The 25139-nt window shown below is 40.5% G+C and carries 29 protein-coding genes; 13 read left to right on the top strand and 16 right to left on the bottom strand.

Features of this window, described 5'->3' with window-relative positions:
* Nucleotides 1–11 precede the first annotated feature (11 nt).
* From ccsA to hemH, 3 genes are read right to left on the bottom strand one after another with little or no spacing between them, the layout of a single operon-like run.
* Nucleotides 12–2957 carry a cytochrome c biogenesis protein CcsA gene (gene ccsA, locus ACWIUD_RS10820; RefSeq protein ID WP_454148989.1) on the bottom strand — a complete coding sequence of 982 codons (2946 nt, stop codon included), beginning with the start codon at nucleotides 2955–2957 and terminating at the stop codon, nucleotides 12–14.
* The gene (locus ACWIUD_RS10825) at nucleotides 2954–4318 is read right to left on the bottom strand and encodes a thioredoxin fold domain-containing protein (protein ID WP_454148991.1); all 1365 of its coding nucleotides are present in this window, start codon (nucleotides 4316–4318) and stop codon (nucleotides 2954–2956) included. The genes ccsA and ACWIUD_RS10825 overlap by 4 nt, the downstream gene beginning before the upstream one ends.
* Nucleotides 4302–5327, bottom strand: coding sequence for a ferrochelatase (hemH, locus tag ACWIUD_RS10830; protein WP_454148993.1), 1026 nt, complete (start codon nucleotides 5325–5327; stop codon nucleotides 4302–4304). The genes ACWIUD_RS10825 and hemH overlap by 17 nt, the downstream gene beginning before the upstream one ends.
* A 91-nt stretch (nucleotides 5328–5418) precedes the next feature.
* Between hemH and ACWIUD_RS10835 the strand changes: the two genes are divergently transcribed.
* The 8 genes from ACWIUD_RS10835 to ACWIUD_RS10870 all read left to right on the top strand — a co-directional run bounded on the left by ACWIUD_RS10835 (nucleotide 5419) and on the right by ACWIUD_RS10870 (nucleotide 12928).
* Nucleotides 5419–5814 (top strand): hypothetical protein, encoded by a 396-nt coding sequence (locus ACWIUD_RS10835; RefSeq protein WP_454148995.1) that lies wholly within the window; start codon nucleotides 5419–5421, stop codon nucleotides 5812–5814.
* Nucleotides 5815–6480, top strand: coding sequence for a 16S rRNA (uracil(1498)-N(3))-methyltransferase (locus ACWIUD_RS10840; protein ID WP_454148997.1), 666 nt, complete (start codon nucleotides 5815–5817; stop codon nucleotides 6478–6480). It abuts the gene before it with no gap.
* Nucleotides 6481–6550: 70 nt separating this feature from the next.
* A complete protein-coding gene (gene rpmB, locus ACWIUD_RS10845; protein WP_454136133.1) occupies nucleotides 6551–6739 on the top strand; it encodes a 50S ribosomal protein L28 in 189 nt (62 codons plus the stop codon).
* Nucleotides 6740–6773: 34 nt separating this feature from the next.
* A complete protein-coding gene (locus ACWIUD_RS10850; protein ID WP_454148999.1) occupies nucleotides 6774–7898 on the top strand; it encodes a potassium channel family protein in 1125 nt (374 codons plus the stop codon).
* Entirely contained in the window at nucleotides 7891–9084 is a 1194-nt protein-coding gene (gene argJ, locus ACWIUD_RS10855; RefSeq protein ID WP_454149001.1) for a bifunctional glutamate N-acetyltransferase/amino-acid acetyltransferase ArgJ, read from the top strand. Before ACWIUD_RS10850 ends, argJ begins: the two co-directional genes overlap by 8 nt.
* A gap of 30 nt (nucleotides 9085–9114) precedes the next feature.
* Nucleotides 9115–9303, top strand: a complete 189-nt coding sequence (locus tag ACWIUD_RS10860) for a hypothetical protein (protein WP_454149003.1) — start codon at nucleotides 9115–9117, stop codon at nucleotides 9301–9303.
* 228 nt (nucleotides 9304–9531) lie between these two features.
* Nucleotides 9532–11406 carry an ATP-binding cassette domain-containing protein gene (locus ACWIUD_RS10865; protein ID WP_454149005.1) on the top strand — a complete coding sequence of 625 codons (1875 nt, stop codon included), beginning with the start codon at nucleotides 9532–9534 and terminating at the stop codon, nucleotides 11404–11406.
* 235 nt (nucleotides 11407–11641) lie between these two features.
* Nucleotides 11642–12928: a hypothetical protein gene (locus ACWIUD_RS10870; protein ID WP_454149007.1), complete on the top strand. Its 1287-nt coding sequence runs from the start codon at nucleotides 11642–11644 to the stop codon at nucleotides 12926–12928.
* A 384-nt stretch (nucleotides 12929–13312) separates the two neighbouring features.
* Here ACWIUD_RS10870 and ACWIUD_RS10875 read toward each other — a convergent pair whose 3' ends face one another.
* The 9 genes from ACWIUD_RS10875 to ACWIUD_RS10915 form a co-directional block, all read right to left on the bottom strand.
* Nucleotides 13313–14398: a hypothetical protein gene (locus tag ACWIUD_RS10875; protein WP_454149009.1), complete on the bottom strand. Its 1086-nt coding sequence runs from the start codon at nucleotides 14396–14398 to the stop codon at nucleotides 13313–13315.
* A gap of 22 nt (nucleotides 14399–14420) precedes the next feature.
* Nucleotides 14421–15101 (bottom strand): hypothetical protein, encoded by a 681-nt coding sequence (locus ACWIUD_RS10880; RefSeq protein WP_454149011.1) that lies wholly within the window; start codon nucleotides 15099–15101, stop codon nucleotides 14421–14423.
* 11 nt (nucleotides 15102–15112) lie between these two features.
* Nucleotides 15113–15724 (bottom strand): hypothetical protein, encoded by a 612-nt coding sequence (locus ACWIUD_RS10885; RefSeq protein WP_454149013.1) that lies wholly within the window; start codon nucleotides 15722–15724, stop codon nucleotides 15113–15115.
* Between the two features lie 239 nt (nucleotides 15725–15963).
* On the bottom strand, nucleotides 15964–17496 hold the full coding sequence (locus tag ACWIUD_RS10890) for an LTA synthase family protein (RefSeq protein ID WP_454149015.1): 1533 nt from the start codon (nucleotides 17494–17496) through the stop codon (nucleotides 15964–15966).
* A complete protein-coding gene (gene rsfS, locus ACWIUD_RS10895; protein WP_454149017.1) occupies nucleotides 17493–17861 on the bottom strand; it encodes a ribosome silencing factor in 369 nt (122 codons plus the stop codon). Before rsfS ends, ACWIUD_RS10890 begins: the two co-directional genes overlap by 4 nt.
* Before the next feature lie 23 nt (nucleotides 17862–17884).
* The gene (locus ACWIUD_RS10900) at nucleotides 17885–18577 is read right to left on the bottom strand and encodes a nicotinate-nicotinamide nucleotide adenylyltransferase (RefSeq protein ID WP_454149019.1); all 693 of its coding nucleotides are present in this window, start codon (nucleotides 18575–18577) and stop codon (nucleotides 17885–17887) included.
* Nucleotides 18574–18894 carry a branched-chain amino acid transporter permease gene (locus ACWIUD_RS10905; RefSeq protein ID WP_454149021.1) on the bottom strand — a complete coding sequence of 107 codons (321 nt, stop codon included), beginning with the start codon at nucleotides 18892–18894 and terminating at the stop codon, nucleotides 18574–18576. Before ACWIUD_RS10905 ends, ACWIUD_RS10900 begins: the two co-directional genes overlap by 4 nt.
* Nucleotides 18895–18902: 8 nt before the next feature.
* A complete protein-coding gene (locus tag ACWIUD_RS10910; RefSeq protein ID WP_454149023.1) occupies nucleotides 18903–19796 on the bottom strand; it encodes an AzlC family ABC transporter permease in 894 nt (297 codons plus the stop codon).
* A gap of 27 nt (nucleotides 19797–19823) precedes the next feature.
* On the bottom strand, nucleotides 19824–20132 hold the full coding sequence (locus ACWIUD_RS10915; RefSeq protein WP_454149025.1) for a rhodanese-like domain-containing protein: 309 nt from the start codon (nucleotides 20130–20132) through the stop codon (nucleotides 19824–19826).
* 77 nt (nucleotides 20133–20209) lie between these two features.
* Between ACWIUD_RS10915 and ACWIUD_RS10920 the strand changes: the two genes are divergently transcribed.
* Entirely contained in the window at nucleotides 20210–20356 is a 147-nt protein-coding gene (locus ACWIUD_RS10920; protein WP_454149027.1) for a hypothetical protein, read from the top strand.
* A gap of 10 nt (nucleotides 20357–20366) precedes the next feature.
* On the opposite strand, the gene ACWIUD_RS10925 is transcribed toward ACWIUD_RS10920, so the two are convergent.
* The gene (locus ACWIUD_RS10925; protein ID WP_454149029.1) at nucleotides 20367–20489 is read right to left on the bottom strand and encodes a hypothetical protein; all 123 of its coding nucleotides are present in this window, start codon (nucleotides 20487–20489) and stop codon (nucleotides 20367–20369) included.
* A gap of 89 nt (nucleotides 20490–20578) precedes the next feature.
* On the opposite strand from ACWIUD_RS10925, the gene ACWIUD_RS10930 reads away from it, so the two are divergent.
* A complete protein-coding gene (locus ACWIUD_RS10930) occupies nucleotides 20579–20914 on the top strand; it encodes a hypothetical protein (RefSeq protein WP_454149031.1) in 336 nt (111 codons plus the stop codon).
* Between the two features lie 319 nt (nucleotides 20915–21233).
* Here ACWIUD_RS10930 and ACWIUD_RS10935 read toward each other — a convergent pair whose 3' ends face one another.
* Nucleotides 21234–21428: a hypothetical protein gene (locus tag ACWIUD_RS10935; protein ID WP_454149033.1), complete on the bottom strand. Its 195-nt coding sequence runs from the start codon at nucleotides 21426–21428 to the stop codon at nucleotides 21234–21236.
* Here ACWIUD_RS10935 and ACWIUD_RS10940 point away from each other — a divergent pair.
* Entirely contained in the window at nucleotides 21409–21753 is a 345-nt protein-coding gene (locus ACWIUD_RS10940; RefSeq protein ID WP_454149035.1) for a hypothetical protein, read from the top strand. The two genes, ACWIUD_RS10935 and ACWIUD_RS10940, sit on opposite strands and share 20 nt — an antisense overlap.
* Here the strand turns inward: ACWIUD_RS10940 and ACWIUD_RS10945 are convergent.
* A complete protein-coding gene (locus tag ACWIUD_RS10945) occupies nucleotides 21737–22792 on the bottom strand; it encodes a glycosyltransferase family 4 protein (RefSeq protein ID WP_454149037.1) in 1056 nt (351 codons plus the stop codon). The genes ACWIUD_RS10940 and ACWIUD_RS10945 overlap by 17 nt on opposite strands.
* A gap of 1 nt (nucleotide 22793) precedes the next feature.
* Nucleotides 22794–23819 (bottom strand): UDP-glucose 4-epimerase GalE, encoded by a 1026-nt coding sequence (gene galE / locus ACWIUD_RS10950; protein WP_454149039.1) that lies wholly within the window; start codon nucleotides 23817–23819, stop codon nucleotides 22794–22796.
* Between the two features lie 144 nt (nucleotides 23820–23963).
* Between galE and ACWIUD_RS10955 the strand changes: the two genes are divergently transcribed.
* Nucleotides 23964–24419, top strand: coding sequence for an acyl-CoA thioesterase (locus ACWIUD_RS10955; protein ID WP_454136108.1), 456 nt, complete (start codon nucleotides 23964–23966; stop codon nucleotides 24417–24419).
* 169 nt (nucleotides 24420–24588) lie between these two features.
* On the top strand, nucleotides 24589–25116 hold the full coding sequence (locus tag ACWIUD_RS10960; protein WP_454149041.1) for a hypothetical protein: 528 nt from the start codon (nucleotides 24589–24591) through the stop codon (nucleotides 25114–25116).
* Nucleotides 25117–25139: the final 23 nt, after the last annotated feature.

The following is a 25139-nucleotide window of genomic DNA, read 5'->3' on the forward strand; positions in this document are numbered from 1 at the left end:
TTAAATAAGTCTTAAATACAAGAATCCATTTTGCGTTTATTAAATGCAATTATAATCAAAATAAAAACAAATGCCACCATAAAATATAAAAATTTTGGAATCGGCAGTGGGTCGCCAGCAGCATAGGAATGCAATCCGCTTAAATAATAATTCACCCCAAAATATGTCATCAAAAGACTAAAAAATCCCACCACACTCGCACTTGCAAAAATAAACTGCATATTTTTTCTAAAAATTAGTCGCAGGTGCAAAATAATCGCATACACGCCGATTGAGACAAGCGACCAAGTCTCTTTTGCATCCCACCCCCAATATCGCCCCCAACTTTCATTCGCCCAAATTCCGCCCAAAAATGTCCCCGCACTAAGCAAAAAAATGCCTAAAATCATCGCCATTTCGTTAATCGCGGAGATAGAATTTATCGTAGAATCTAGTTTTTGGCGCAAATATGCGTTTGTAATAATCAAACAAAGCGTAATAATCCCAAGCAAAAAGCACAATCCCAAAAATCCGTAACTCGCCGTAATCACGCTTACGTGAATATTTAACCAATAAGATTTTAGCACGGGCATAAGGTTTGTAATCTGCGGATTCATAAATCCTAAATTCGCCACAAAGAGCGACATTCCTGCAAAGAAGTTCGCCGCAGCAATCGCCAAATACGACTTTTTGAAAAATACAACCCCCGCAACACCCGAAATAAAGGCAATATACAGCATTGACTCATAGGCATTGCTCCACGGCGCGTGATTTGAGACATACCAGCGCAACATTAACGCCGCAAAATGCGCCAAAATTAACACACACGAAAAATAATAAAGCACTTTTAGGGCAACCCTCAATCTCTCATTTTGCCTAAAAATATACACAAAAATTGCGATGAAAATCAGCACCCCAGCGCACAAATACGGCAAAATCAACGCCTTAAAAATATTGCTTTTATTTAAAAAAAGTTCCGCTTTTAGTTTCGCCTCACTCAAACGCAAATTTGGCGCGCTAAATTGCATTTGATACGCTTCTATCGCACCTAACGCAGAATCTGCCCTACTCCAATCGCCACTCTCCACGCCAAACTCCACCGCGCTAAAATAATTTGCTAGTAAAAGTTGAATTTTCCCGCCCAAATCTTCCCCAGCAAAAGTCAGCATTTCGATGGGCGAAATCCACATTTCCCCCATTTGCGGCACAGGCAAAAATCTAAAAAACTGCGATGAATAAATGCCATAGGCGATATTCACGCGCTCATCGGCGTCAATTATGTCATTGTCAAATTTGCTTCGGTTCGCGGGATTTTTGCGAGTCGCTTCCTCGATGTAATTTTTGAGTTTATATTCGCTAGATTCTGCGATTTTGGCGGATTCTGCGGATTTTGGCGCATTAGATTCTGCGGTTTTGGCGGATTCTGCGTTTTTAGCGGATTCTGCTGATTTAGATTCTGCGAAAAAGTCCATAAAAGACGCATAATTTTCATTTTTTGGCAGTCCTAAAAGTTCTCGCAGTTGTGGCGTTGAAATGCGAAGCATTTTGATATTTTTCCAATCATTTGGGTAAAGAAGCATCCCTAGCGCAATTTGCGTGTTGCTAAATCCCAAAAAATTATTTCGCTTTGTGAGTTTATGCACCAAATCGCCTGCGAGCGTATCCATCGTCTTAATCTTCCCATCATTGCTTTGCACCTGCAAAGTGCCGAATTTTTTGGCGTGGAGTTTGGAGGTGGCGCGGAATGCCTCGATTCGCTTTAAAAGTGCGGAGTTTTGCGTAGATTCTGCGATTTTTGTTTGATTCGCAGAATCTACCGCAGAATCTAATTTTTTCGCAGAATCTACCGCAGAATCTCGCCCCAAATTCGCAGAATCTGTCGCAGAATCTCGCCCCAAATTCGCAGAATCTGCCACAAGATTCTGCGAGAAAATCATCGCACACAAAAATAAAATGCTATAAATCTTTTGATTTTTTAGGAAATTATTTAACTGCATAAACCGCCCATTTTTGGCAAATAGCAACCAAAAGGAACTCAAAAATAGCAAAAAATATCCCACATAAGTAGGAATTTTGCCCGGGTCATTATTCACACTCAAAATCGTCCCCTTTTCATCCGCATCATAGGAACTTTGGAAAAAGCGATATCCGCGATAATCCATCACATTATTCATAAAAATTTCATACTTTTTTTCCGCTCCGTTATCGCGTAAAAACACGATTGATTTATAACTCGAAGGCGAGTTTGACCCCGGATATCGCTCTAAAATAAACTTTTCTAGCGCAATCTCAAATCCCAAATCCACATCCTTGCTTCCCCAATTTACAATGATATTTGTCCCATCATCAAGGGAAATCACCGCATCTTTGCCACTCATCCCACCGCCAATTAGCGTAAATGGATACTCTTTATTTTGATAAAAAATCGCCCCATCCATCTTTGAAGTAGGGTCGTTTTTCTCGCTATTTAGCTTCGTAATGGCAGTTGATTTTATCACAAATGCCAAATCTCCAAAGGCGATTTTTTCATTTAGCATTTTTTTGGAAGCATAACTGATATTCGTAGGTAGCGATATCTCAAACTTCCGCCCATCGCTTATCACAAGCATATTTAGGTAAATCTCACTGCTTGTAAAACTGCTCGCACTCTCCCCTTCTCTAATGTGCATAATGCCCTCCACGCCAAAAAATCGCGTAATCCCAGCACCCAAAATGATGATGACAAAACTCAAATGCAGTAAAAAACTCGCATATTTTCTGCGTTGCCAAAGTTTATAGCGCACCAAAATCCCACACAGCGAAATTAGCAACCACAAATGCAAAAAGTTAAAAAACCAAGTGTTATAAACAAGCACCCGCGCGGCATTTGTGCCATAATCATTCTCAATAAAAGTCGCCACAGCGATGGCGAGTGCATAAATTGCCATTAGCGGAATTGCCGAATACAGAGAAGCAAAAAGTAGATTTAGCGTTTTCATTTTATGCCTTTTAGTAGTTTGTCTAATCTCTCATTTATCGCGGAAAAATCGCTAGATTCTGCGCTATTTGCGATGACTTCATCCACGACTTTTTCAAAATTTAAAATGTAACCTGCGAAAAGATATTTGACTTTGCCTTCTTTTATAAAAACAACTTGTGGCGTGAGATTGACGCCAAAAAGTTGCGCTAATTCTTGCGTCTCAATGGAAATCGCAGAATTTGCAAGATTTTTATTAGATTCTGCGTTTTTTGCGTGATTCGCAGAATCTGTGTTAGATTTATTAGATTCTGCGTTCGCAGAATCTTGGATTTGCAAGTGTGGGTCGGTGCTTCGCACAGACGCCACGCTCGCTTCGCTCGCTCGCAATGACGAAGTGGGGGCAGATTCTGCGTTTTTTCCCGTCATTGCGAGATTCTGCGTAGCAGAATCGTGGCAATCCACATTTTTTTTGTCATTCTGAGCCGTAGGCGAAGAATCTCTTTTTAGATTCTGCGATTCTACGATATTTTCGCCATTTTCAGCATTTGATTCGCTCGATTTTTCTCGCAAAAGGGCTGCACCCCCCACCCCGCTCCCCCTACGCGCCAAAAGCTGCCGCTTTTCGCTTTTAGGGGAGTGCCCAGCTTTCGCTTCTAGCAAAAAATCGGCACTCGCACTACTGCTCGTTTGCTTCCGATTTTTTGCACCACGAAGCGGGCGAGTTTTGGGTGCTTCGCACGATTGATTCTTATTAGATTCTGCGTTCGCAGAATCTTGGATTTGCAAGTGTGGGTCGGTGCTTCGCACAGACGCCACGCTCGCTTCGCTCGCTCGCAATGACGAAGTGGGGGCAGATTCTGCGATTTTTGCTTGATTCGCAGAATCTACTTTTAAATCCTCCGCAATTCTAGTATCTTGCGCGAGATTCGTGGGTTGTGCCGAGAAATTCGAGCGAGATAGAACTAGCGGTTCATCGAGCGAGAATTTTTCAAACTCCCGCGAAGATTGCGTGAGAGACGAATTGCCCACAATTTTATGTGTTTTGTCGTATGAAATGTTAATATAATACGCATTAAAATTTTCCCCTATTTTCCCCTGCACTGCGGGATTTTTCTTAATATCATCTTTTAGCATATCGCAATATTTGCATTGATTTTTGCCAAAAATTATTAGCACCCCACGCGAAAAGTCAATCTCATTAGTATCCAAAAATAAATGCGCCAAATCTTTGTAACTTTCCTTATCCAAATTCTGCGATTTTTCCCGTGCCTCCGCGCTAAAATCGCTTCCTTTGGAGATGATATTTTCATCGATTTTATTCTCACACGCACTCAAAAAAAGCACACAAAAAACTATCAAAATCTCATAAATTCGCTTCATTTATATCCTTTCTTTTGCTTCGCACTAGTTTTGTAACCGCCTCCACGAAGATTGGCGAGAAATTTGGACATTTGCAAACGATATATTTTTTCACGCCGACTTCCCCTGCAAGCGCGCGATTATCGATATCTAACTCGAAGTTTGTCTCATAATTATCAATGGTAAATGCAAGCGGATAAATTATCAACTTTTCATTATGATATTTTTTGATAATGTCCCTCGTGCTTGGTTGCAACCACTTCATCGGTCCGACTTTTGATTGATAGCAGATTATTATGTCTTTAAAGATGATTTTTTGCTCTTTTAGGGCGACTTTTAGCGCATCGGCACTTTTTTTTATCTCGCCTTCATAAATATCGCCATCATCCACCACGCTTTGCGGGATTGAGTGCGCTGAGAGAAGCAAAATAAAATCGCTAAACTTTTCATTTATCGCAAAGTCTTTTTGCGCCTCTTTTATTTGCTCCACGCACGAGGCGATAAACGCAGAATCTGCCCCATAATCTTCCACAATCTCCACATTTGGATGATAGTCTAACTCATCTAATGCCGCTAAAAAGTCCCGCACAGAGGATAAAGTCGTAGTTGTCGAATACTGCGGATACATTGTAAAAAGTGTGATTTTTTCAAAGTTTTTTTCTTTCAAATCCGCGACGACATTTTTAGCATAAGGTGGCACATAGCGCATTGCGTAGGTGTAAAAGCGAGCATTATCTAACTCGCAAAGTTTCTGCGTCAAAGTATAAGTTATCTCGGCGAGTGGGGACTTTCCGCCGATTGTGTTGAAGTTTTCTTTGACTTTTTGGAGGCGGGCATTTATAATCATATTTGCCACCATTTTTCGTAAAAACTTACTTTTAATACGCAAAATAAGCGGGTCTGCGAACATATTTTGCAAAAATACTTCCACTTCAAATAGATTATTCGGTCCGCCCATATTCAGCAAGACAACTGCTTCTTTTGCTTCGTGTGGCGTGTTTGGCGTTTTGGTTTTCTTAACTTTTTTCACAAAATTTCCTTTAAAAAACGCAATCATATAATAAAATTTATAATTTTTCGCTACAATTTGCCCCTTTATTTTGCAAACACAAGGCACAAAAATGCAGGAATTCGCACTAAATCAAGCGATTTTTTTTCACGCGTTTATCAATTATGCAACTCTTTGCATTGTCGCAATTTGTGGCATTTTATTATTTTGCGTCAAAGATTTTGTTAAGATAAATAAAATTTCATTTTACGCAACGCCACTATTTTGCGGATTTTTATTTGTTGATTTTCTAAGCGGAGTTAGCGTGTGGGCGATGATGGGATTTGCTTGGAGTGGGAAAATCGCTTTGATGATTTTGGCAAATTTTATGTTTATTTTGGAGATTGCGCGGATTAAAATCTTACGCAAGGCACGGCAGATTCTGCGATTTCGTGAGAGATATTTGAAAATCGCGCGGATTTTTTATGTGTTTTATGCGCTAATTTTTGTGGCGTTTTTGGTGGTTTGAATGCGCTTTATTTACGCGAAAAACGCAGGGGAGAAGCAAATTATTTTAGATTCAAAGCAAAGTCATCATATTTTTATCGTGCGGAGATTAAAGGCGAAGCGCGGGGAGATTTTCCACTTTGCGAATTTGGTAGATTCTGCGCTATATCGCTATGAGTTCGCAGAATCTAATGGGAAAAATGCCGTTTTTAATCTGCTAGATTCTGCGAATGTAGCGCAAAAGTCGCCCAAAACGCACATTATCCAAGCAATAATCGCTGATTTTGATAAAGTTTTGCCGACACTAAATGAGCTGTTTGTGGAGAAAATCACGCTTTTTTACGCGGACTTTTCGCAGAAAAATATTCGCCTAAATTTGGAGCGATTAAATGCCATTTTGATAAACTCATCAATGCAGTGCGGGCGGTTGCAAAAGATGGAGATTGAGATTTTAACTTCGCTTGATGAAGTTTTGGAGAAATATAGCAATGCCCTTGTGCTTGACTTTTGCAATAAAACGCAAAATCTGCGTGATTTTGAGCGATTTATAATCGGCTGTGAGGGCGGATTTAGCGAAAGGGAGCGAGAACTTTTTAAAAATCGCAGAATCTGCGTTAGTGGCATAAATCACCCGCTAATCTTACGCGCACAAAGCGCAAGTATTTTTGTAGCCTCAAAAAAGATTTAAATTTAAGCAAAATTTTTAGGAAAAAGCGATAGAATTTCGACTTTTTAATTTTATTTTGAAAGGCAAAAAAATGGCAAGAAAATGTTTTTTTAGTGGCAAATCTCCAATGGTGGCAAACAATGTCAGCCACGCAAACAACAAAACAAAGCGCAGACTTTATCCAAACTTGCGTTCGTTGCGAATCACGCTTGATGACGGCACAAGAGTGCGAATCAAAGTCGCCGCTTCCACGCTACGCACGATGAAAAAAAGTAAGTAGATTCGCAATAGATTTTGCACCAAAATAGCCCTAAATGAGTGCTTTTAAAAATCTTTTTAGCATCGATAAAAGCAAAAAGCCCGACATTGACCTAACAAACGAGCTTTTAGACGAATTATCGCGCTTTAGATTCCCGCTTGTAATCATTCAGTTTTTCCTAATCATCGGCACTTTGGGCTATTTGATGCTGGAGGATTACACGCTAATTGAGGCGTTTTTCCAAGCGTCCTACACATTCACAAACACGGGCTTTGGTGCGTTAAAAGAGCATCAATTCTCCCCAATTACCATTATTTTCACTACGATTTTAATGCTGCTTGGCGCGGCAACTATCGCATTTTGCGTGGCTGTGGTGGTAAATGTCATTATGGGCGGGAGGCTAATTTCAATCATTAAGGAAATCAAAATGATAAACAAAATCGCAAGGCTGAAAAATCATTATGTGATTTTTTACTACAATGAGTTCTCACACCAGCTCTCAAAGCACTTTTTGGAGGCGCAAGTGCCTTTTGTGGTGGTGGATAATGACGCAAATTTTGAAGCACAGGCGCAAAAACACAAATATCCATACTACATTAACGGCGACCCGCACGACATAAAGACGATTTTAAAAACACATTTATCAAGCGCGAAAGGCGCGGTGATTTTCTCCAAAAATACTACGGATAATATCGCGCTGATTGTGTCGATTCGCCTTTATCAAAATGAGCTAAAACGCAGTGAATACAATATCATAGCGATGGCAAACAATGATGATGAGATTAGCAAACTTAAAAAAATCGGCTCAAATTATATCATCTCACCTACGAATCTCGCTGCACAGCGCATTAGCTCTATCATTTTGAAGCCGGGTAGCGAAAATATCATAGAGCATTTTATGAGCACAAATGAGACGGCTTTAAGTTTGGAGGAAGTCATCGTGCCAAAATACAGCTGGATGGTGCTAAAAAAACTGCGTGAGGGGCATTTGCGCGACATTACGCAGGTGTCAGTGGTAGGGATTCGCCAAAAGGATGGCAAATATATTTCAATGCCTATGGGCGATGCGGTGATTTCAAGTGAGTGCAAAATGCTAATCATCGGCACGACAAACAATATCCGCGCCGCAAAACGGCTCATAATGAAGCGACAAAAGCCTGAGGAGCTAAAATATGTTTGACATTATCCCAATAAAAGGCGGAATCTGCGCCGTTGATGGCATTTACTGCGATGGCGTGAGTGCGGGGCTAAAAGCAAATGGTGCGCTTGATGTGGCGTTTATTTATAGCGAAAAAATGATGAGCGTGGAGGCAATTTTCACGCAAAATAAATTCAAAGCCGCGCCGCTGAAACACTATGAGCGTGAATCGGGAGCGATTCGCCAAAACGGGAGCAATTTTGTTTTGATAAATACCAAAAATGCAAATGCGATGACAGGGGAGCGCGGATTGCGCGACATTGATGAGATTTTAGGTGCGCTAAAAGCGCGATTTTCGCAAATCAAAAATCCCATAATGTCTAGCACGGGCGTAATCGGGCAGTATTTGCCAAAAGAAAAGATTGTTGATAGTTTTGAGAAATTTGATTTAAGTGCGAAAAATCCTACAAATGCGGCAAATGCGATTCGCACTACGGATAGATTTGCCAAAGAAATCGCATTGCAGGTGGATTTGGCGGATGGCAAAAGTTTCAAAATCGCTGGATTTGCCAAAGGTGCGGGAATGATAGAGCCAAATATGGCGACAATGCTTTGCTATATCATCACAGATGCCAAAATCCCGCAAAATGATATGCGCGAACTGCTACAATCCTGCGCCCAAACGACATTTAACGCTATTAGCGTAGATGGCGACACTAGCACAAATGATAGCGTGTTTTTGATGAGCACTAACGCTACAAATGCCTATGACAAGGACGCTTTCAATGTCGCACTTGAAATGATTATGAAAAAATTAGCCCTTGATATTGTGCAGGACGGCGAAGGAAGCACCAAAGTCGTGGCGTTTGAAGTGTGCGGTGCGGTGGATTTGCGCGAGGCAGAGACTTGCGCCAAAGCACTTGCAAATTCGCTATTAGTAAAAACCGCGCTTTTTGGTTGCGACCCAAATTGGGGGCGAATCGCCTCCACAATCGGTTCGTGCGGAATCTGCGCCGAATCTAGCAAATTGGCTATCAAAATCGGCGAAGTGGCGATTTTTGAGTGCGAAAAAATTTACTTTGAAAACGAAGCAAAATGCGCAGAGATTATGAAAGGGGATAGCTTTAAAATCACCTGCGATTTGGGGCTAGGTGAGGGGCGATTCACCGCGTATGGGTGTGATTTGGGACACGAATATGTGAAAATCAACTCGGACTATCGAAATTAAAAGCGGGGCAATTTGTTCTGGGGTAATCATTTGCGTTGTTTTTATGCAAAACTGCGCTCGATGGACGCCCAAGTCCTATCTCGCTTGTTTCGCATAAAAACAACGCAAAGCACTACCGCCATTACTTCGATTGTGATTGCGCTAACGCGAATCAGCTTTAATATTTCGTCATTGCGAGAAGTCGCACTTTGGGCGACTTCGTGGCAATCCACAAGCTAGATTCTGCGATTTTCGTGCGAGATTCTGTGATTCACACAAAATTCACAGAATCTAGTGCAACAAATCAAAGCAACTTCACAAAATCCAAGATTTAACATTTCACATCAAAATCCACCAAAAATATATTATAATTTCGCCTTTGTTTTGTGAAAGTTCGCAAAATTTCGTGAAAATTTCGTAAAAGTTTCGTAAAAGATTTCATAAAATATTTCATCACAAAGGGCGCATTTGGCACACACAAGCACACAGCAAAACACCACACAACAAAACACAAGCACACAAAAACACACAAACACACAACAAAGCACGGCACAAAACACAAAAAACACAAACACAGCACAAAGCACAGCACAACAAAACACAAAACACACAAGCACCACACACAAAAGCACCAAAAAAATCAGCGATTTTGCCAAAATCCGCCACTTAACCACCCGCAGGGACAAATTCATACTTTTGGCACTACTCCCCGCGACATTTTTGCTCTCACTCATCGAAACCATCGCAATTAGCGTCATTATGCCATTTATCTCGCTTGCTAGTAATCCGCAGTTGATTTTTGAGAACAAATATGCAAATTACGCCTATAAGATTCTGCGATTTGAAGATACGACTGATTTTATGGTGGCGTTTAGCGCGGTGCTTGTGGGATTTTACATCTTTCGTGCGGGGTATAATCTCATCTATTCTTACTCGCTAAATCGCTTTGCCTTTCGCAAATATCACTTTTTTGCCTATCGCCTATTTTGCAAGGCGGTGGAGCTAAGCTACATCGACTTTACAAACCGCAACACCGATATTTTGCGCCGAAATATTTTAAATGAATCGCTAAAAGTCTCGCAATTCATTCAGCAGATTTTATACATCGCATCAGAGGCGATTACCATCGCACTAATGTATGCTTTGCTTTTATTTATCAGCTGGAAAATGACGCTTGTGCTAACGCTATTTTTACTCGCAAATGTCGCACTTATCATCAAAACAATCTCAAAAAATATCCAAAAGCAAGGCGAAATCAATGTCAAAACCAATCAAAATGTCCTATCCATCATCACAAAGGCGTTAGGCAACTTTAAGATTATAAAGTTAAAGGGCATTCAAGAGCAAGTCTTAAATAATTTTGATTTAGCAAGTAAAGAGCGCGTAGATGCGGAGATAAAGTATCAGGTTTTGCTGCCACTGCCACGATTTATTTTAGAATCGCTTGGATTTTGCATTTTGGTAGCGGCGGTGGCGTATATCTTGCTAAAATACAACAGCGCAGAGGCGGTAATCCCAATCATTTCAATGTATGCACTTGCGCTCTATCGCATTCTCCCTGCGGTAAATCGCATTTTGGCGGCGTATAATTTTATGCAGTGGTGCAAAAAGGGATTAGAGATTGTGTATGAAGATTTGATATACCACACGGAATATGAGGATAGCAAACCCATCGCGTTTGAGCGGGAGATTGCGCTAAAAAATATTAGTTTTGAGTATAAGGCAAATCAGCAAATCATAAAAGACTTCAATCTCACCATAAAAAAGGGCGATAAAATCGCATTCATCGGCAAAAGTGGCGCGGGTAAAAGCACGCTAATTGACCTAATCATCGGCATTTACAAACCAAAGGGTGGGGAAATTTTGATTGATGGCGTAAAGTTATGCAACGAAAATCTCCGCTCGTGGCGCAAGAAAATCGGCTACATCCCGCAAAGCATATTTTTATTTGATGGGAGCGTAGCGGAAAACATCGCATTAAGCGAGAATATCGATGAATCGCGCGTCATTGAGTGCTGTAAAAAGGCAAATATTTGGGATTTTTTAAGCGAAAATGAAGGCATAAATACGCGCGTAGGCGATGGCGGGATAAAGCTATCAGGCGGGCAAAAACAGCGCATTGCCATTGCTAGGGCGCTGTATGATGACCCCGAAATTTTGGTGCTAGATGAAGCGACAAGTGCGCTAGATAATGAGACGGAGGGCAAGATAATGGATGAAATTTACAGCGTGGCACGGGGCAAAACGCTACTTGTCATCGCCCACCGACTAAGCACGATTGAAAAATGCCAAAGGGTGGTAGAGCTCAATAAAACAAACTCGGGGGGGGGGGATTGCGAATAGTTAGATGAGTGGTGCTTGAATTTGGAAAGATTCTGCGATTTTGCAGAATCTATTGTAGATTCTGCGAATTTCGTGCGAATCGCAGAATCTAGCGCGTTTTTCCGTCATTGCGAGAAGTCGCGCTTTTAAGGGCGACTTCGTGGCAATCTATTTAGATTCTGCGAATTTCGTGCGAATCGCAGAATCTACGGGATTTTTGGGTGCAAAGTTTATAAAATAATTTTATGGAGCGTTTATGAAAAAACTTATATTTTTGGCGATTTTGGGCGGCTTTTGGCATTTGTGCGCTGAATCTACGATAGATTCGGCAAATAAATTGAATGTAGATTCAGCGAATGAGACAGCTGAATCAAGCGTAGAATCCACGCAAAATGCGCTAGATTTAACGACAAAATCGCAATTAGATTCAGCGAATCAAGCGCAAATCGTAGAATCTAATGCAAACCCAAATGCAGATTCTGCGATTCTGCCCCCCCACCCCAGCACGCAAATCGCAGAATCTAATCTAAAATTTCTCCACAACATTCGCTTTGATTTTTTGTTAGATAATTTAGAGGATTCACACGCGCTATGGCAGCCTCGCACCATCAGCGCAGTCTCACTTGCGCCAGAAGTCGGGCTTGGCATTGGCGCACACCACGAACTTTGGGCGGGATTATACGGCGTTCAAAATATGAGCGCAAAGCCAATCATTAGCGGGGCAAAGGGCGGATTTTACGCGTATTACGCATTTTCACATAGCGGATTTAGCGCGATACTCGGCATTTCGCCACGCAAAAAGCAGATTCTGCGCTATGGGCGGACATTTTTTCGCCCTGACTTTGAGTTTGAAAATCCAAACATAAATGGCGCGATTTTGCAGTATCAATCCCCGCAAAACCACGCATTCAAGGGCGAAGCAGAGCTAGTGCTAAATCACTTTGGCGGGGATTTGTCAAAAAATGTCGATGCGTTTTATGCCTCGCTTGGTGGGCGATTTACGCTGTATGAAAGCGTGATATTTGGCGCAGATGCGATAATGTATCACATTATGGATACGAAACTCTTGCGTGTTAGCGCAGATGATGACTTATATCTCTTTGATAGAATCGCATACAGCGCAAATATTGCGTGGGACTTGCGCGGGATGTCGCGTGTGCGCGAGATTTTTGAAGTGGCAAATGTCGGTTTTGCCCTACTTGGCGATGCGGAGCGAAAAAGACTACATAGCAAGCAAAGCGAGCTAGCAAATAATATCGGCTATGAATTCAGCGCAAACCTGCAATACAAGGGCTTTGGCGCGGAGTGGAGCTACTATTTTGGTGCGCCACAAATGCGCCATTTTAGGGAGTTTGGCACGGAGATTTATAATGGACTGCCCTTTTATCAAACGAACTTCAATCGCCTAAACGCCTACTATGCGTATCAAAACGACTTTTTAAAGGCGAGTTTGAACTTTATCTTTTATATCGCAAATGGGAGATTATCCACGCAACAGGTGCTAAGTGTGGGTTTTGATATGGATAAATTGTGGCGAAAGTAGGGGTTTTGCAATTTGTGTCTTTGGTAATCATTTGGATTATTTTCACACAAAACTTCGCTCGATGGACGCCCAAGCCCTATCTCGCTTGTTTCGTGTAAAAACGGCGTAAAGCACTACCGCCATTACTTCGATTGTTTGTCTTGCAAATCGTGCGCTGTGGGAGATTCTGCGATTTCCACACTAGATTCTGCGATTTTATGCGATTTTAGCAGAATCTAGCGCGTTTTTCCGTCATTGCGAGTCCTTGCGATAGCAAGGCGAAGCAATCCAAATCACGCGAATCTAAAATATAGATTCACGCTAGATTCGTGCAAAATGGCATTAGATTCACCTTAATTCGCCTTAAAATGTGTCGAAAAATGCACCGAATCTACCGCGTTAAAGCTATTTATTTGGCAATATAGCGTTTATTTTATCTTTAAATATGCTTTTTTTGATATTAAAAGAAAATTTTGATTTTGCTTCCCAACAACCACTTCCGCTAAATGTATCATTTTGAATTTCGCATCTTATTCCACCACTATCTCTGTGTTTAAAGACGCTTCTAAAATTTTTGCTATCAGAATCTTGACTACTTTCTATTTTTGTTGACGAATCTTCTAAATACTCCACAAAAGTGTATTTTTTATCTTTTATATATGCCAAAACTTCCTCTATGGTGTCAAGTTTTGGTGCTTGATATGGCGATATTGATAGAGTTTGCTTTGTTGTGGTTTGTGGCATTTGAATTTTGGCTAGTTCGATTTGCAATTCTTTTTCCTCTTGGGCTTTAAGTTTTTCTCTATACGCCTCCATAGCACCCTTTGATTTTGCTACTTCTTGCATAGTGGGCTTTTTGACTTTGGATTGGGCGCGTTGCTTGGCGATTTCTATCGCTTTTTGCTTTGCCTCTGCTATTTTTTGTTCTGTATCTCGTTGTATTTGATAATTTTCTTGTTCTATTTGCGCATTTTTATCGTTTATATCACGCACTTTTTTATTATATACAGCCCTTTCTTGTGAAAGAAATTGCGCAATATCATATTTGCGGTATCTTTTTATTTTGTAATAGGGAAATATGAAATCACCATTTTCCTCATATTGATAAAAATTACCACCATATAGTTCGCTTACTATTTTGCCATTGTCATAAAATGTAAGTATTTGTCTGTTGTCTGTATTTATTTTGGTAGTGCCATTTAGTATGCCGCCTGTATAGTTAGTCTCTTGCATAATTTTATCGTTAGAATCATAAGCTTTCCAAGTGCCTTCTTTTAACCCATTTTTACATTCGCCCACTTCTTTGTAAGCCCGTTTATTTTCTATTTTTACACGGCTTTGCTGTGTGATTATGCCACTACCTTTGCAAGATTCTGTGCTAATTTCATTGACATTGATATAAGCACCACACCCACTAAAAATCGCGCCCATTAGCACGATTCCACTTGCTACCGCCACTATTTTGCCTATTTTGTTAAATGTCCTTGTCATTTTTTGTCCTTTCATTTTGATTTTATACTAACGCCACTATAAGCGGGACATATTCTTTTATCGCTTTAAGTCCCGCTTTTGCCCAATCGCTAAATTTAGCAATCCCATATTCGCTTTTGAGCGATTTTATCGCCGATTCGTATTCATTTGTTTTCTTTAAGATTCGCACCTCCATTTCTATCATTTTGATAAACGATTCATAAGATAATTCCAACTTCTCGCTATTTAGCGTATAGCTAAAAGTGTCGCCTACGCACCGCTTCAACTTCGCTTCTAACATATCTTTTAGCACATTGTTTTCGATGATAAATTCCAAATAAGGCTCTGATTCCTTATCCTTTGGGCGAATCTCTTTGACAATGCGCTTATTTTTGTCATTTAGCGAATTAAGAAAATCCCTAAAAACTTGCTTGTATTCGGTTTCGCTCATAAACTTAACCGAAATATTTTTCTTTGTGGATTTGATTTTAGTCGCTGTGGTTTGGAGCAATCGTTCATTTTCCGCATTTGTCCGCGAATCTAAAAAATGCGCCGAATCGTGCTTATTGAAAAGATATAGTAAATAATCGCAAATGTCATTCTTTTGCTTGGATAAAAGCTGATTTTTGGTAATCTCTCTCCAAAGCGCATTTGCAAACTCTAATGCGCTCTTTGATTCGCTAGGCGCAAAGATTTCTGTATAATCTTTTTTATTTGTTTGCATACAAATCCTCCCTAAAATAGCATCATTTCTTTGGGCTTAAAGATATAGCTACCACCGCCATTTACGATGACTTCTATTTCGATAATGTCGTTTGTTCTGCAAGCAATTATTCCCCTATCATCTAAACGAAAATCTTTCATTGCAAGTTTTTTGGCATAAGGCAACTTTATGGGAAATGTCTTTTTATAAACAGCCTTTGAATCCTCATCAAGCGAATTGTAAAAATCGCTAGACAAAATACCGCCTGACATTTCAACTAATTGTCCGTTTTTAGTCTTTAACTTATTGCCATTTAGCTCTCTATATGCTTTTGCCATATCGTAGTCTTCTTTATACTTTACCACGCCACAATTACCGCGATTTAGGATAATATCCTCGATAATAGTATTGTTATCTTGGGATTGAATGACGAAATATGGGTCGTAATCTTTATCAAAATCTATCGTAAGCAACGGGGCTTCTATGCTTAATGCTTTGGCGATTTTCTTGCCCTCTGTTGTAGCCGAATCTATCGCCTTACCCGCGCTATCTGCCACTTCATTTACCTTTTGGCTAACTTCATCACACGCCACTAAACCAAACGCTAGAAGCCCTAGCGCACACATTTTGAGTAGATTTGTCATCTTTACTTCCTTTTTGTTGAATTTCTGCGAATAATACAAAAAAAAAAAAAAAAAAAAAACGCAAGTCAATAAAAAAGTGAAAAAAGTTTTTTGTAGTGATTTGGGCAAATCTACGATTCGCCCTGCAATGATGGGATTTTTTCGTGTGAGATTCTGCGATTCACATAAAATTCGCAGAATCTAATAAAAAAAGCACGAAAATCGCAGAATCTCGCCACATTTCGCAGATTCTACAATTCTCACTCTGCGTTTTTATCAAAAAACTTCGTGCGGTATTTTAGCTCCCTATTTAGCGTATCTAATCCATATTTTTCAACTAGCGTTTGCGAATACAGCGGATTGCGCCCTAACCCAAATGCCTCCACGCGAAATCCTAGCGCATCCATCATCAGCGCAGTGAAGTCGTAGTTCGTAAGGGAGCGGTTTTTCACATAGTTGCGCGTGGGAGTCTTGCTAAAATGTGGATTTATAAATACATTATACACGAATCGATGCGCATCCTGCGGGATAAAGTCCGGCTGCATTGTGAGATGGTCGCCCAAAATCACAATCGTAGTCCTATCCCCAAAGCGCGACTTTTTCACAAACTCCACAAAATCGCCGATGATTTTATCCCCACAGCGGATGGCATTTTCATACAGCGCGCCGCCACTGCCACTATCAAGCCCCGCAAATGGCAGCTCCGCGCAAAACTCCCCATCGACAAATCCCGGAAAGTGCGTATCCACGGTGCTAATGAAAAGCGCGAAGGGCTTATCTTTATCATAATCACGCAAAAAGTCCTTTGTCAGCGCGAAAAGTTTAGCATCCTCCAATCCCCAATGCCCATCATAATCGCTCGCCACCAAGCCATTTTCTTTGAAATAGCGCACATCAAAAGCATCTAAATTATGCTCTTTTGCAAAGTCATCATACCCGCCAAAAGTGCCTCGTGCGCCCGTAAAAATGGCATTAAAATAGCCATTTGCATTCAAAATATCGCTAATGCAGGTGGTTTGCTTTGGATTTTTGACGCCAAATAGCGCGCGGGGCGGGAAACCGCACATATACGAAGTGATGGATGGAAAAGTCGGCTTTGCACCCGCACTCTCAAAATGTCCGCCGATGACAGAATTTGCGCTGAAATTTACCCCATCTTGCGCGAATTTCGTGAGATTTGGGATAAGCTCTCCGTGTGGCGAATATCGCAGAATCTCATTGCGCCCCCCCCCAGATGGGATATTTTTGGAGCTGTAAGTGCTCTCCATAGATTCTGCGAAAATCACAATCAAATTTCTTTTATTTTTTGGTGCTTTAAAATCGCTAATTTTTGGCGTGATATAATGCTCTTCATAAAAGTTTGAATAATACACTTTTCTAGAAAGCTTTTCTTTGATAGATTCTGCGATTTGGAGCTTGGAGTCTGCCATCTCAAAGGCGATTATAAAAAAGCACACACTTACGCAAAGGCTAAATGAAGCACTCCGCAAAAGTAGCGCATTGGCAAATTTTACAAAAACTTCATAGCATTTTTTCGCCCATTTGCAAAGCAATATCTTTGGCAAAAAACTTATAAAAATCGCCACCAAAATACTTGGCAATAAAATATAAGTCACACTATCCAAAACGAGCATTTTGACGACTTTTGGGTCGGTGCCATCGAGTGGCTTTGCGAACAAAAAGATAAGATTATCAATGCTTAATCCAAACTTATAATACTTCGCCCCAAAGAACATTATCCCCGCTACAATGGCGATTGCAAAGATTGAGATTGCGTAGATTCTGCGCTTCATTTTTGCCCCTCTTGCTTTTGATAATTCCCCAAAAATTCCTCCAAATTGAACTTTTTGCGGTGATTTTCGGTGAAAATATGTATCATTATGTCGCCCAAATCCGCAATCAGCCAATCGCCACTCTCTTCATCAATGCTATAAAATGTCTCGCCACGCGCTTTTAGCTCCGTTTTTAGCGTATCCATCAAAGCAAAGCTATGTTTGTCCGCAAGACTAGTGGCAATCACCACAAAGCTCGTAATATATGGCGTTTGGCGCAAGTCAAAAAGCGCGATATTTTCCGCCTTTTTGCTATCAAGTAGATTGACAATCGCTTCAAGCCTATTTCGCGCCACTCTGTCATCAATGTCTTTTAAAATTTCCAAATTTTCGCTCCATTTTTTAAGATTTATTTTGCAAGATTCGTGCCATTTTTGCTTTGAATTTTGGCATTGCGAATCTCTGTCGATGAGATATTTTCATCGATTTGAAGTTGCAAAAATTCGCTAGGGATTGGGATATTATCCCGCGTGGCGACTATGAATCGCGCATTTTGGCGGATTTCATCGATTTTGTGCCATTTGTATAACTCGCTCAAAATATCCGCGCCGATGATAAAATACAAGTTTTTTGGCGTATAAAGCTCTTTAAAATGCAAAATGGATTTGATTGCAAAGTTTGGCTTTTTTCGCGCGGACTCGAAGTTTGATAACAAAATGATTTTTTTGTGATTTTGGGTTAGATTTTTCGCTAGATTCTGCGGATTTGGCGGATTTTTGTAAAAAGTCGCGTTGGTTGATTTTGCGATTTTTTGCGCCATAGTTTCTAATATCTCAAAGCGCAAATCATCGCTTAAAAACGGCGTAGATTCGTGTTTTAAAGGATTTTTAAAATTTGGCAAAATGACTAAAAAATCAATAAATTCACATTCAATCGCGGATTTGATAATCGCGCAATGTCCCTTGTGTGGGGGATTAAAACTACCGCCAAAAATCGCCACATTTAAATCGCACATTAGATTCGCGCCCATTTTTGCGCTGTGATTCGCGCTCTTTTTCGTGCCAAAATCCGCATTTTGATTCGCGCCACGATTCGCGCTCATAGCCCAAAGCCTTGCGTTAAAATCATATAAGACGCCACACCGCCTAAAATGCTGATGATTGGGATTTTTAGGCTTAAATGCAAAAGCGCGATTACTGCGATGCTAATTAGCTCTTTTAGCCCGTAGTTTGGGGCGGATAGATTTGTACCTTTTAGGCAGTAAATCACTAGCATTGCGATGATTATGCTAGGCAAGGCGCGTGAAATATAGGCGATAAAGGGCGGGATTGTGCGTGGCATTAGAAAGTAAGGCAAAAAGCGCGTGATGAGATTTGCTATGGCGATTACTGCGATGATTAGCAAAATATTAAAGTCCATTTTGCGCCCTATTTTGCGGTGGATTCGCGCTTTGATTCGTGCGAATCGTGTGCCGAATCTTTACTGAATTTTTGGATTGCTTCGGTCGCTTCGCTCTCTCGCAATGACGAAATGGGAGCGGTTTCGCTTTGCACTGACGATTCGGTGTTTGATTTGTGTGAATCTGAGCTAGATTCGCCTGAATCTAAATGCGATTCAATCCCCAAATCCCACTTTTTGCGATAGCAAAGCCCCAAAATCGCAATGCTACTTATTAGTGCCACTAGCAAAAAATACTGCTCCCCGATTGCCACAAGCCAAAAAAGCGCGGTTGCAATGCCGATGATTGCGGGAGTATAGCCCTTTTTTGTGCGAATCGCTTTTAGATTGTCGATAAAAATCACCACAAAAATTGCCGTCATTATGAACTCTAATCCACGCGTATCAAATGTGATGAATCCGCCCACCACCGCGCCCAAAACGCAACCAAATCCCCAATAAATATAATTCAAAAACGACACGAAAAATATAAAGTGATTTGCGTTTGATTTGGGCTTTTTGGTTTTCAAAATCGCAAAGGTTTCATCGGTTAGCCAAAAGATATTTAAAAACCGCCGAAAGTCCATCGCACGGAACTTTTCAAGCATTATAAGCGTGTAAAAACTCTGCCTAGAATTTAAAATAAGTGTGATTAAAAAAATATTTAGTAACGCTGTAAGCGTGGCAGGTGCGCTAAAAAAGCTGACTGCCAAAAACTGCATTACGCCAGAATACACAAATACGCTCATAATAAGCGCGTAAATCGCGCTAAATCCGCTAGTTTTTAGCAACACACCACAGCAAAATCCCATAGAAACATAGCCAAAGAGAATCTCAATATCCTTTTTAAACGCCTCCCGCAGGGCGATTGAAGCTTCACTCATCACATCCACCAAATCGCAGAATCTGCGCTAATTTTTGCTGTAAAATACAATTTCAATGCCAGATTTTACGATGTCGCTGAAATTTGCGTCCAAAAAATACACATTTTGCGCGTTTAACGCCTCTGCGATGCCCCGCGCCGTCACGCCGTGATGGCAGTATAAAATGATGTCTTTATCGGCGTTTTCTTGCGCGATAAAGGCGATTCGCGTGGGTGATTCGACATTTATGGCGTCTTTTATGTGGTCGATTAGAAAATATCCCCGTGCGCGGACATCGATGATGATTGCGCTATCCATTTTTTGCTTGAATTCGCCTAAATTGAGTGCTTTTTTCATAATAATCCTTAAAAATAAATTTGTGATTAAAATGTGATTGTAGGCAATAAAAAATTAAAGTTTGATAAAAGTTTGATTTGGTGGGATTTGAGCGTAAAGATTCACCCGCCCTTGCGGAGATTGAATCGAGTAATTCCCCCTCCCTTGCGGAGGGGGCTAGGGGGCGGGTAGATTTTACGCTAAATCTTGCGAATTTGGTGGGGGTGAATCTTGCGAATTTGTGAGTTTTTCTCGTCATTGCGAGAATGGATAAAGTCCATTCGTGGCAATCCAAATAAGATTCTGCGAATTTGTGTATTTCGCAGAATCTTTTGCTAAAATCGTTACAATTCTACACTTTTTCGCAGAATCTCGCATAAAAAATCAAAAAATAATTAGTTTTTAAGAAAACTTTAAGGGGGGGGGGGCAGATAGAATTTTCTCTTAAAAATTTTCAAAGGATAAAAATGAAAAAGTTGATTTTGATAGCGTTGGTGGCGATAAGCTGTGCTGTGGCTAGGGATTGTAGATATGAAGAGCAAGAGCTAAATAGTCTGATTCGACAATATGAAGATTTGAAAGATGATTATAATGCAAATAGACAAGCTATAAATTCTAAATATGTGAATGAAATATTAGCTAATCAGATGTTCAACCCAAGAAAAAACCCTTATGAAACATTAATTAGAGAAACACAAGAAATAAATGTTTTGACTGACAGATATAATGTTCGTTTTAATCGTTTAAATCAGCGCATAGAACAAGCAAAGCAACAATTAAATAATTGTCGTAGAAAAAAGTAGCGATTTTATTATGACACCCCTAGCCATAATCGCAATATTGCTTTTATTTATTTCAATTTATTGTGAATTTACGCCGAATCGTCATTGCGAAGCAGTTTGAGCGAAGCGAAAACAACGAAGCAATCTATTTAGGGGACTTGTGAATCAAGCGTGAATCGCTGACTTTTGGCGAATCTAAATGTAATGATTTATTGATTTAATTTTGGGATATTGATTTTATTCGCCTTTTGGATTCGCGTGATTTGGATGGTTGCTTCACTGCGTTCGCAAATCCTGCGGATTGCTTCGCCTTGCTATCGCAAGGACTCGCAATGACGGATTATTTTTGAGATATTTCGCTTCGCTCAATATGACAATCTAAAACAGTTTCTACGATTCGTGCGAAAAACGCAGAATCTGCGTTCAATATCCACCCACCCCCCTTAATCCCCCTCCGCAATGGAGGGGGACAAAAGGCAGATTCTGCGAATTTAAGTGCGCGGTGTGGATAAAGTTTGAAAAATGAAGTTTTCAATAGCAAAATTAGTGCGTTTTATGGACTTTGCATTGCGATTTATCCCGTGTTTGAAGTGATATTTTCGATTTGGCGAAAAAAGTTTTGGCGCAATCGCTCGGCGATGAAACCTGATTCAATCCATTTTCATATGCTGATTTTTAGGCGAATCACAAAGATAAATCACAAAACTTCTCTTTTTATTTGGGTATTCAATCTGCCTTTTGTTGCGCTAGGGAGCGTGTTTTACGATAATGTTATCGTGCTAATCGCCCTAATTTGCGCATTTATTTTGGCGTATTTGTATTTGTATTTTAAAATTATCCGCTTTAAATGCGCGTCTTAAAATGCGTAATTTTTCTATAAATCGCAATGTATGAGATTGCAAAAAGTGCGATGAGCGCGAGTAAAATCGCCGTTTTATTATAGCAAAAAATAGGCAGAAAAATAAAAGGCACATTAAACGCCCAAATCATCATCGAAGTTTTGGCGTTTGAGCGCGTGATACGGCGGTAAATGAGCGTGTGAAGATGAATGGAGTCAGGTTGCATCGCGCTAGATTTACGCACCCTGCGCCGCCAAATCGAAAATATCACCTCAAACACGGGATAAATCGCAATGCAAAGTCCATAAAACGCACTGATTTTGCTATTGAAAACTTCATTTTTCAAACTCTCTGCCACTAGATTCTGCGCTGAATCTTGCGTCAAAATCACTAGCAAAAATGCAAGTAAAAATCCCACTAAATACGCCCCGCCATCGCCTAAAAAGATTTTTGCCTTTGGAAAATTAAGGACGAAAAATCCCGCAATACACGCAATTATAAGTAGCGAAATAGTGCAAATCTCGCCTCGCCCCGCAAGAAATGCGACAACCGCAATGCTACCAAATATCAAAATCGCACATCCGCTTGCAAGTCCGTTGAATCCATCGATGATATTTATCGCATTTACCACGCCCACGATACAAAACAGCGTCCAAACCACGCCAAAGGCGTAAGGCAGGGAAAATCCAATATCCACCAAAACGCAATTTGGGAAAATAAACATCGCTACACAAACGCCAAGCGATTGCACCAAAAGGCGAATCTTTGGGCTTAAAGGGCGATTCAAATCCTCCCAAAATCCGCTTAAAAAAATAAGGGCACTTGGGATTAAAAGCAAAATATATTTTTGATTTATCACGCCAAGCACGGCGCAAAGCACCACACCGGCGCAAAATGCCACAAATATCCCCACGCCTCCCGCTCGTGGAGTGTCGCCAAAGTGCATTTTTTGGGGCTTTTTTGCTGAATCTAAATCCATCATTTTGCCCGTGTGCGTGGCGTATTTGATGATTAAAATCGAAATGACAAATGAAATAAAAATACAAAAAACAAAAATCACGCTATGCCTTTAAGCATTTCTCCCACAAATAAGCACTTTTGATGATAAAATCAATATCATCAAACTTTGGACGCCACGAAGTTTGCGCCAAAATTTTTGCATTATTTGAGATTAGCTCCGCAGGGTCTCCCGCACGGCGCGGGGCAATTATGACTTTAAAATCCACGCCACTAATCTCTTTGACTTTTTCTACAATCTCTTTCACGCTGTAACCTTTGCCGTAGCCGACATTAAAAATGCTACTCGCCCCGCCATTTTCTAAAAACTCGAATGCGCCTAAATGCGCATTTGCCAAGTCATCAATGTGAATGTAGTCCCTAATGCACGAGCCGTCCTTTGTCGCGTATTCATCGCCAAAAATGCTCATCGATTCGCGTTTGCCTACCGCGCATTCACACGCGACTTTGATTAAATGCGTGGCGTTTGCGCTTCGTTGCCCTATGCCTTGCTTTTTTGCGTAGTCATTGTTACGATAAGCCCCCGCCACATTAAAATATCGCAACGCTACGAATCTAAAATCCGCATTTGCAATCGCTGTGTCGCGCAAAATCATTTCACTCATCATTTTTGACGCACCATAGGGATTTATGGGGAGAAGTGGCGAATCTTCGCTTACCGGCACGATTTTTGGCTCTCCATAAACGGCAGCCGTTGAGCTAAAAATAAAGCGATTGACGCCACATTTAACGCAATGTGCGATTAGATTTAGCGTATTTTTGGTGTTGTTGCTGTAATATAAAAGCGGTTTTGCGACAGATTCAGGGACGATTAAGGACGCTGCAAAATGCACTACCGCATCAAATTTGTGCATTTTAAAGAGATTTGCCACCGCGCCTAAATCGCCCAAATCCATTTGGATAAATTCGATTCGCTCCCTAAAGTCGCGCTCCAAAAACGCCACATTCTCCATAAATCCGCTTTGTAAATTATCAATAATTGTAATCTTACAATCGCTATTTTGCAAAAACGCCAACGCCGTGTGAGAGCCGATATAACCCGCCGCTCCCGTGAATAAAATGTGTTTCATAAACTCCCTTTGCCAAAATAAAAGTGCAATTATAGTAAAAAATCTTTACAAATTTGCAAATTTCCGCATTAAAAAATGCGATTTTAGCAAATCTTAAAGGCACAAAAGATATATTTTTAGATTTTTAAATCACAAAGGATAAAAATGGAAAATGTATTTGATAGAAAGTCGCTTAGTATGACGATTTTGATGACGCCTGAGCTCTCAAATTTTAGCGGTGTGGTGCACGGCGGACATCTTATGAGGATGCTTGACCAAGTGGCGTATGCGTGTGCCACGCGCTATTGTGGCGTGGATGTGGTAACCGTGTATGTGGATAATATCAGCTTCAAGCACCCAATCCCAATCGGCAATTTGGTTACATTTCTTGCAAATGTCAATTACACGGGCAAAAGTTCGATGGAAGTCGGCATAAAAGTCGTCGCAGAGGATATTAAAAATCGCACCGCCACGCACACAAACACGAGCTATTTTACGATGGTAGCACTTGACCCCGATGGCGCGCCTTTTGAGATTGAGAAACTTGTGCCAGAGACAGATGAGCAAAAAAGGCGATGGGAGGCAGCAGAAAAGCGCAAAAAGGCAAGAATGGGGAAATAAAGGAAATAAAAGTGGGAGATTCTGCGATTTGTTTGAAACGCAGAATCTCGCATTTAAAAACGCAGAATCTATGAAATAAATAAAGTAGATTCTGCGAATATTTATTAAAGATTATTTAAGTGGCGAAAAATTATAATTTCGCTTTATTTTAAAAATCAAGGATTAAAAAATGCAAGATTCACCAAAATTTTTATTGCGAATCGAAGGACAGGGCGAATATTTGCAAAACGCAAAATGGGCGTGGATACATAGCGTAAGTGGATTTTACGAAAATCAAAAATGCCAAGCCTGTTTTAATGGCAAACCGATTTTAAAAGCAATTCACAAAAAAGTAAAGACGGGCGAGGATTTTGCATTTAACGCCGATAGCACCAAAATCCCAATAAATCCCAAAATCAAAGGACATAATGGCGAAGTTTTGCATTATCTTTGCATAGATTCAAGTGGCAAAGACTACTTACACATAGGGTTTATTTATGAGCAAGGTAGCGAAGTTAGGGGCGAATTTATGGGGCAGACTATCATCATAAAAAATGCTAAAAATTTAAATTTTGATTTTAGCGAAAATAGCGAGATTGGCAATGAGGTGCGAGAAAAATACGCGCATTTAGATAAACCAAATACGGCTAAAAGTTGTAAAGTTACCGAATGTCGCAATTTTTGGTTTGGTGCGTATTTTTATGGCGATAAAATTTAGGCATTTTGTGCGATTTTAAAAGA

It is taken from the genome of Helicobacter sp. 23-1044 (assembly GCF_053654695.1).